The sequence below is a fragment of the Rhizobium sp. SEMIA 4085 genome (assembly GCF_013004495.1).
Classification (GTDB): domain Bacteria; phylum Pseudomonadota; class Alphaproteobacteria; order Rhizobiales; family Rhizobiaceae; genus Rhizobium; species Rhizobium gallicum.
Map to the genome: position 1 here is coordinate 1 of NZ_JABEPH010000310.1, position 7515 is coordinate 7515.

9 protein-coding genes are annotated in these 7515 nt (G+C 62.3%); 7 read left to right on the forward strand and 2 right to left on the reverse strand.

The genetic code is table 11. The features are described 5' to 3' along the window. Nucleotides 1-518: zinc-binding dehydrogenase (locus tag C9413_RS24425; RefSeq protein ID WP_170251009.1), on the forward strand; the 518-nt coding region annotated here is incomplete at its 5' end. A gap of 211 nt (nucleotides 519-729) precedes the next feature. Further along, the gene (locus C9413_RS24430) at nucleotides 730-1452 is read left to right on the forward strand and encodes a class I SAM-dependent methyltransferase (protein WP_223843973.1); all 723 of its coding nucleotides are present in this window, start codon (nucleotides 730-732) and stop codon (nucleotides 1450-1452) included. Between the two features lie 50 nt (nucleotides 1453-1502). Here the strand turns inward: C9413_RS24430 and C9413_RS24435 are convergent, their stop codons facing one another. Next, nucleotides 1503-2924: an MFS transporter gene (locus C9413_RS24435; protein ID WP_039844243.1), complete on the reverse strand. Its 1422-nt coding sequence runs from the start codon at nucleotides 2922-2924 to the stop codon at nucleotides 1503-1505. 106 nt (nucleotides 2925-3030) lie between these two features. On the opposite strand from C9413_RS24435, the gene C9413_RS24440 reads away from it, so the two are divergent. The 3 genes from C9413_RS24440 (at nucleotide 3031) to C9413_RS24450 (ending at nucleotide 5658) form a co-directional block, all read left to right on the forward strand. Then, nucleotides 3031-3651 carry a transcriptional regulator gene (locus C9413_RS24440; RefSeq protein ID WP_039844244.1) on the forward strand — a complete coding sequence of 207 codons (621 nt, stop codon included), beginning with the start codon at nucleotides 3031-3033 and terminating at the stop codon, nucleotides 3649-3651. A gap of 119 nt (nucleotides 3652-3770) precedes the next feature. After that, nucleotides 3771-4778, forward strand: a complete 1008-nt coding sequence (locus C9413_RS24445) for an asparaginase (RefSeq protein ID WP_039844245.1) — start codon at nucleotides 3771-3773, stop codon at nucleotides 4776-4778. Between the two features lie 142 nt (nucleotides 4779-4920). Beyond that, nucleotides 4921-5658, forward strand: a complete 738-nt coding sequence (locus tag C9413_RS24450) for a hypothetical protein (protein ID WP_170251010.1) — start codon at nucleotides 4921-4923, stop codon at nucleotides 5656-5658. On the opposite strand, the gene C9413_RS24455 is transcribed toward C9413_RS24450, so the two are convergent. Then, nucleotides 5633-6388: a DeoR/GlpR family DNA-binding transcription regulator gene (locus tag C9413_RS24455; RefSeq protein ID WP_170251011.1), complete on the reverse strand. Its 756-nt coding sequence runs from the start codon at nucleotides 6386-6388 to the stop codon at nucleotides 5633-5635. The genes C9413_RS24450 and C9413_RS24455 overlap by 26 nt on opposite strands. Before the next feature lie 119 nt (nucleotides 6389-6507). Here C9413_RS24455 and C9413_RS24460 point away from each other — a divergent pair, with 119 nt between their 5' ends. Both C9413_RS24460 and C9413_RS24465 read left to right on the forward strand, forming a co-directional pair. Next, nucleotides 6508-6873 (forward strand): DUF4406 domain-containing protein, encoded by a 366-nt coding sequence (locus C9413_RS24460; RefSeq protein WP_170251012.1) that lies wholly within the window; start codon nucleotides 6508-6510, stop codon nucleotides 6871-6873. 90 nt (nucleotides 6874-6963) lie between these two features. Then, a partial coding sequence (locus C9413_RS24465; RefSeq protein WP_170251013.1) for a glutathione S-transferase family protein occupies nucleotides 6964-7515 on the forward strand: 552 nt, incomplete at its 3' end.

Consider the following 7515-nt stretch of genomic DNA (forward strand, 5'->3'; position numbering starts at 1 on the left):
CGGCGATCCAGCTCGCCCGCGCCTTCGGCGCCGAGGTCTATTCGACCGCAGGCTCGGCGGAGAAATGCAAGGCCGGCGAAAAGCTCGGAGCGAAGCGGGCGATCAACTACAAGAGTGAGGATTTCGCCGGAGTAATCAAGGCCGAGACCGGTGGCCATGGCGTCGATGTCGTACTTGACATGATCGGCGCCGCCTATTTCGAAAAGAATATCGCATCGCTCGCCAGGGACGGCTGCCTGTCGATCATCGCCTTGCTGGGCGGCGCGGTCGCTGAAAGGGTCAACCTCGCGCCGATCATGGCCAAGCGCCTCACTGTCACCGGCTCGACGATGCGCCCACGCACTGCAGAAGAAAAGCGCGCCATCCGCGACGACCTTTTCTCCCAGGTCTGGCCGCTCCTCGAAGCCGGCAAGGTCGCCCCCGTCATCCACAGGACCTTTGCCTTCGAAGATGTCGTCGAAGCGCACAGGCTGATGGAAACGAGCAGCCATATCGGCAAGATCACCCTGACCGTTTGAGGTCAGCTTCGGACCAGCATCGGTGCACAAGGTAAAACTGATCCTGGCCGTAAGTGAGTCTCCGGGGTCGCTGAACTGTCGTCTGATCGAAACCCGGCCCCGAACTGCGCATCTTGATGTGGCGTTGATTGCGCGTCGTACGGTCCCCACGAGGAATGCAATGGCTCTATTCCACTCTTGCCCCATCTGCCGCAGCAGGATTCCGCATTTCGTGCCGCTTCCGCGGTATTATATCGACAAGGCGACCGAACATGGCTTTGCTTATGGGGTCGATGAATTCGAAACGATCAATCATCAGGCCTATAGTTGCCCCAACTGTCACTCGAGCGACCGCGACAGGCTCTATGCCCTGTTCCTGACGCCTGTGTTTCAGCGCCTCAACCAGGCGCAGCCGTTCCGGTTTCTGGATATCGCCCCAGGCCGCTCTTTGAGCTTCTGGCTGAAAAGCCATCCGCACATCTTCTATCGCAGCTGCGACATGTATATGCCGGAGGCGGACGACAAGGCGGACATTCACAATCTCCCTTATGCGGACGAGACTTTCGATTTCGTTCTGTGCTCGCACGTGCTCGAACACGTCGACGATCCGGTGCGCGCCACCTCAGAAATACGGCGTGTTCTCAAGCAGAACAGCATTGCCATCCTGATGGCGCCGATTTGCCTGTCGATCCAGGACAATTATGAAAATCCCGATGTGACGACGCCTGAGGGGCGCTGGCAGCATTTCGGCCAGGATGACCATGTGCGCATATTCTCCAAGCCGGGATTCGTCGATGTGATCCGGCGGTCAGGTCTTGCGGTGCAGGAGGTCCCGGTCAGTGAGTTCCTGACGCCCGAAGTCTGCGACACCTACGGCATCGGCCTCCGCTCCGTTCTTTATCTCGGCGTGAAGCAGCAGGCTGTCCAGCAAGAGCCGGAGCGCAGCGTCGCCTGAGATCGCTCGAAACTCTCATTCATGGAAGAGGCGCCCCGGGGCGCCTCTTTTCAATTTCGGCCTTCTCTCAGCGTCAGTGCCGCCGCAATCGTGACGATGCCGGGGAGCGCCATGGCGGCGTAGAGCCAGTGGGCCGCCGAGATGCTGCCGGCAATGCCGCCCGGTGTGACGAGCCCTGTGCTGTTGGCAATGACGCCAGCGACCGCCGCGCCGAAAGCGCCGCCGAGCGACTGCAACGTGGAGATCGCTGCCGATGCCTTGTCCTGCTCGGCGCTGCTGACAATGCGCAGCACCTTTGTCACCAGATGCGCCCATCCGAGGCCGACACCGAAACCCATCATCAGCATTGCGACAGCCGCCGGTCCGAGAATTGCAAGGCTCGCCATCTGGTTGTCTCGGGCGAGAAAGGTCGCCAGGAAAACGGTCGCCAGCGCTTCAATGATGCAGCCGGCGACGATCGCGTTGCTCGCGCGCCTGCCGGTCAGAGAGCCGCTGAAGAAGGCGGCGATCGTCCATCCGAGCGCGACAAGGGCGGTCAGATAGCCGGAAATCAGCGGCGTCACGCCATGCAAGGTCTGCAGGAAATAGGGAATGTAGATGTCGCTGACGAGGATGAACAGCAGCGCGAACATGATGAGGTAGACGCGCGCAACCGGCTTTGCGAGCATGACCGCGCCGGTTGGAAGAAGCCGGTTGTTGCCTCGACGTTCCGTCACCAGCATCAGTGAGATCGAGAGGACGGAAACGGCAATCAGCGCAGCCTTCGTGACCATATGCTCGACGGTGCCTGCGATGCTGACGAACAGCACGGCGACAAGCAGCAGGCAGATCTGCAAGACCGGCGTCTTGCCGTGGGCGCGGTCGTCCGTCGCTTTCGGTAGCAGCCATGGCGAAAGAACGGCCATCAGCAGACCGAGCGGCACGATGATGATGAAGGCGTACCGCCACGCACTTCCTTGCGAAAACAGGCCGCCTGCACTCGGCCCGAGCAGGGTCGCAACACCCCAGATCGCCGCATAGAGCGTGGAGGCTTTTGGCCAGAGCGGTTCCGGATAGGCGAAGCGGACGAAAGCATAGGCAAGCGCGGCAAGGATGCCGGCGCCGAAACCCTGAACGGCGCGCCCGGCGAGCACCACTTCCATGACAGGTGCGGCGGCGCAGATGAGGCTGCCTGTTGCGAAAATCAGGGCGCCGCAGACATAGGCGCCGCGCAAGCCCATACCGCGCGGCCGCGTGGCCACGAAGATCGAGCCGAGCACGGCGGCGGCAACGAAAAGCGTCGTCACCCAGGCAAGTAGCGGCAAGCCGCCGATATCGCGCACGATCGAGGGGGCGACTGTGGCGGTGATATAGCTCTCGATTGCATAGAGCGTCACTCCGCCGCCGAGCATCAGCGTGGCGGGCAGCAGGGACGGCGTGAAAAGCTGGAAGACGGATGACTGCGGCTCTGCCGCCTGATCGGCACTGGTCATGAACTATTACCTTGATGTTTTCGCTAGCGGATCATTATTTTCCAAGTTATAAGTTGGAAAATTACATGCCTGCCTCATTAAAGCAAGCAACGACTTGGAAAAATAAATGCGCCAATCGCCTGCCAACCGTATTCTGCTTCTGCTAAAGACCGAAGGGCCTCAGCGCGCAGCGTCGATCGGCGATGTGCTGGGCATCACTTCTGAAGCGGCGCGCCAGCACCTGACGAAGCTTGCCGAGGACCGTCTTGTCGAGCCCCTTACCGAGCCGGGTTCGGGCAGAGGACGGCCAGGCCAGCTCTGGCATCTGACCCTGGCCGGCAACCAGACCTTTCCGGACGGCCACGCGGAATTGACCGCGACCCTTCTGAGCACCATGGTCAAGACGCTCGGCAGGGATGCCCTGGATACCATCATCTCGGCACGCGAGGCAGAAACCGTGAAGCGCTACCGCAAGGAGGTCTCGGCTTCCGATCTCGCTCTGCGCATCCGCCAGCTGACAGCGATCCGGACGCGCGAAGGTTACATGGCCGATAGCTGGATGGAAGAGGACGGCACGTTTATGCTTGTCGAAAACCACTGCGCCATCTGTGCGGCGGCCCGGGCCTGCGCCGGCTTCTGCCGTTCCGAGCTCGAGACCTTCCGCAATGTGCTTGGCGCCAATGTCGAGCGGTCCGAGCACATTCTTCTCGGCGCTCGCCGCTGCGCCTACCGGATCAGTCCGCTTTAGGCTTCGGCTTCGGGACGAAACGGGAATGCAATTGCCGCAGCGCGGCCGAAAGGCGTTGCTTTATCGGCGCAACGCGCTATGGCTTTGCTCTCCCCAAAAACCGATCCGGATCCCTGCCCATGTCCAATCCCGTCACTGTCGAAGTCACCCGCGGCTCGCTCGTCGAAAGCTGCCATCGCGGCACGATCGTTGCCGTCGACGGCGATGGCAAGGTCGTCTTCGGGCTTGGCGATATCGATGGCGGCGTTTTCCCGCGGTCTTCCTGCAAGGCTATGCAGGCGTTGCCGCTGGTCGAAAGTGGTGCGGCCGATGCCTACGGCTTCGGCAACAAGGAACTGGCGCTCGCCTGTTCTTCACATAACGGCGAGGACGATCATGTGGCGCTTGCCGCCTCCATGCTGGCGCGCGCTGGTGGGAGCGTCGAAATGCTGGAATGCGGTGCCCACTGGTCATCGGACCGCAAGACTCTGATCCACCAGGCGCGCACGATCACAGCGCCGACGGCGCTCCACAACAATTGTTCCGGCAAGCATGCAGGCTTCGTCTGCGCCTGCTGCCATCAGGGCATTGATGCGAAGGGCTATTGCGGCTACGACCACCCGCTGCAGCAAGAGATCCGCGGTACGATGGAGAGCCTCTGCGGTGCTGTGCTCGGCCGCGACAATTGCGGCACTGACGGCTGCTCGATCCCGACCTATGCCGTGCCGCTCCGCGGCCTCGCGCATGGCTTTGCCAAGATGGCGACCGGCAATGGCCTTGAACCGCTGCGCGCCAAGGCCTCCCGCCGCCTATTCGACGCCTGCATGGCGGAGCCCTTCTATGTCGCGGGTACGGGCCGCGCCTGCACCGAGCTGATGCAGATCGCGCCGGGCAGGATTTTCGCCAAGACCGGCGCCGAGGGCGTCTTCTGCGCTGCAGTTCCGGAGGAAGGGATCTCGATTGCCGTAAAGTGCGAGGACGGGACGACACGCGCCGCCGAGGCCATGGTGGCGGCAGCGCTCGCCCGGTTCTTCGAAAGGGGCAGCGAGGTTCACGCGAAGCTGGTTTCGATGGGCGTCAAGCCGATGCACAATTGGAACGGCATCCATGTCGGCGACATTCGCGTCACGGCTGCGCTTCTCGCATAGACCGTGCCGTTACGGCACAACCTGTTTCGGATAATCAGCAATTCCTAATATGCGTTAAACCAAATCCTGCGAGAGGAGGTGCGCGGCGGCGCATTTGTCCTACTATGGTGCGGCGTTTCAACCCGTGCCGCGAGGGCAGGATATGTTTGCAGGCCGCTATCTCTGGTGGATGCTGATCGCCGTCGCGATCTTCCTGTTCTTTTCCATGTGCTTCGATTACGTGACCTGGGCGATCGTCGCCATGTCCGGCTGCGCCGAGATCGCCGGTTCCTGCGGGCCGATTGTGCTTGCCATGTCCGGCGCGATGAAGCCTTCGGGTATTGGGCTTGCCGGGGCAATCATGGTGATCTGCACATTCGCCCGTTTGCATTACCTGTCGGTCAACTGGCTCTGGGCGCCCGTCGCGCTTGTCTGGTTTTCGGCGTCGGCGGCCTTCCCGGGGATTCTCGCGGGCGGCTGGACGGGCCAGTTGCGGCCGGAAATGGTCGTCGAAAGCCTGCCGGTGGCCTTCCTCTTCGTCACGGTGTTCTGCGCTTATCTCTTCATCGCCTTCGAAGAGGGGAGGATGGTTTCCTTTGGCCAGCGGGCGTGGCTGCGGACCGTCATCTGGATTGCCGCGGGCTACGGCGTGCTTGCGGCAATCGCGGAAACGCCAGGCTTCGGTGCCCTCCCGGCGCGCATGCTCGGCATGCCGTGGATCGCCTCGACGATCGCGGCATTCCAGCCGCTTTTGGCGGCAGTCTGCGATCTCGGAACCGGCAGCATGATGCCGGCCTATGCTATGCTGGCGGTCTTCGTGGCGGCGCTCTTCGCAAGCCTACTGCCGCAGGACATCGCGCGGCGCGCCGGGCCCCTCATGCTTCGAGGATCGCGGCATTGAGCGCCCGGTAGGGCGCAAGCCGCTCTTCCGGCACTCCCGCCGAAACAATCAGTCCGGCAACATCGGCAATGCCGAGCACAGCGCAGGGCGAAACGAGATCGAATTTCTCCTCGGTCAGCAGGACATATGTTTCGGCCGCGCAACGGGCGATATGGCGCTTGGTCGCCGCCTCCTCGAAATCGCCCGTGGAGAGCCCGTGCACGGGATGGGCGGCGGTGACGCCGAGGAAAAAGATATCGGGTCTAAGCTGCGAGATCGCCGCCATGGCCGCAGCGCCGGTTGCCACCATCGAGTGCTTGTAGAGCCGCCCGCCTGTGAGAATGATGTCCGCGGTCGGGTGATGCTCCAGTTCCGCCGCGATCGTCGGGCTATGCGTTGCGACGGTAAAGGCGATGTCGCGTGGCAGATACCGGGCGATCTCCGCCGTCGTCGTCCCGCCGTCGAGAAAGATCATCTGCCCCGCTTTCACCATTTGCACCGCCCTGGCGCCGAGCCGCTGCTTGGCATCGGACAAAACGCTCCGCCGCGCCGAGAAATTTGGCAGGTCCGGCGCAATCGGCATCGCGCCGCCATGCACCCGGTTCAAGAGCCCGTCAGCCGCCATCTCCCGCAGGTCGCGCCGGATCGTGTCTTCCGACAGCGCTAAATCTTCGGCGACGCGCTTGGCGATGACCTGGCCGTCACGGCGCAGGATGTCGAGGATCAGGGATTTGCGTTGTGTTGTCAGCATCGCTCTGCACGAAAATCAACGAATTATCACGATAATGCCTGAGATGACTCGACATGCAAGCAATTTCACGCATTATCGTGAAATCCCGTGCATGAGGCCGGGAGTGATGGAGTTTAACGATGTTGATCCTGATTGCAGGGCCGTACAGGTCCGGAACCGGCGATGATCCGGAAAAAATGGCGGCCAACCTGGAGCGACTGGAGGAACCCGCTTACGCGCTCTTCAAGGCGGGCCATGTTCCGATGATCGGCGAATGGGTGGCCTTGCCGGTCTGGAATGCAGCCGGAGGCAAATCGATCGGCGATGATCTCTACGAGGAAATCTTCCACCCTGTCGCTCACCGGCTTTTGGAGCTTTGCGAGGGTGTGCTGCGGCTGCGGGGGGACTCCAAGGGTGCCGACAACGACGTCCGCATCGCGCGCGAGCGCGGCATTCCGGTCTGGTACAAGCTGGAAGAGGTGCCGGGCTGCGCGAGAGCCGCGTGATTGCGCCGGGGCCGGCAACGGCCCCGATTTCCGCCATGGGCAGGCTGCGACGGTTGCGCTATATAAAATTCCCGAAAGGGAGTCTCGACCATGCTGACATTTTATTTCGCGCAAAGCACCTGTGCGCTGGCAAGTCTCATCGCGCTGGAGGAGTCCGGGCTTGCCTATGAAGCAAGGATGATAAGCTTCAAGGACAACGAGCAGCGCTCGCCGGAATATCTGAAGATCAACCCGAAGGGCCGCGTCCCGGCCCTCGTCACCGATCGCGGCATAGTCACCGAAACGCCGGCGATCCTCGCCTATATCGCGCAGACCGTCCCAGCGGCCAGGCTCGCGCCGCTCGACGCCTCCTTCGGGGTCGCCCGCCTGCAGGCCTTCAACAGCTACCTCTGCTCGACCGTGCATGTGAACCATGCACACAAGCGACGCGGTTCTCGCTGGGCCGACGATCCCGCCGCGCACGAAGCCATGCAGGCCAAGGTGCCGCAGACCATGACGGAAAACTACGAACTCATCGAGGAGACGATGCTCGCCGGCCCCTGGGTCATGGGCGAGCAGTATTCCGTCGCCGATCCCTATCTCTTCACCATGACCGGCTGGCTGCGCGGCGACGGCGTCGACCCGATGCGCTTCGCCAAGGCC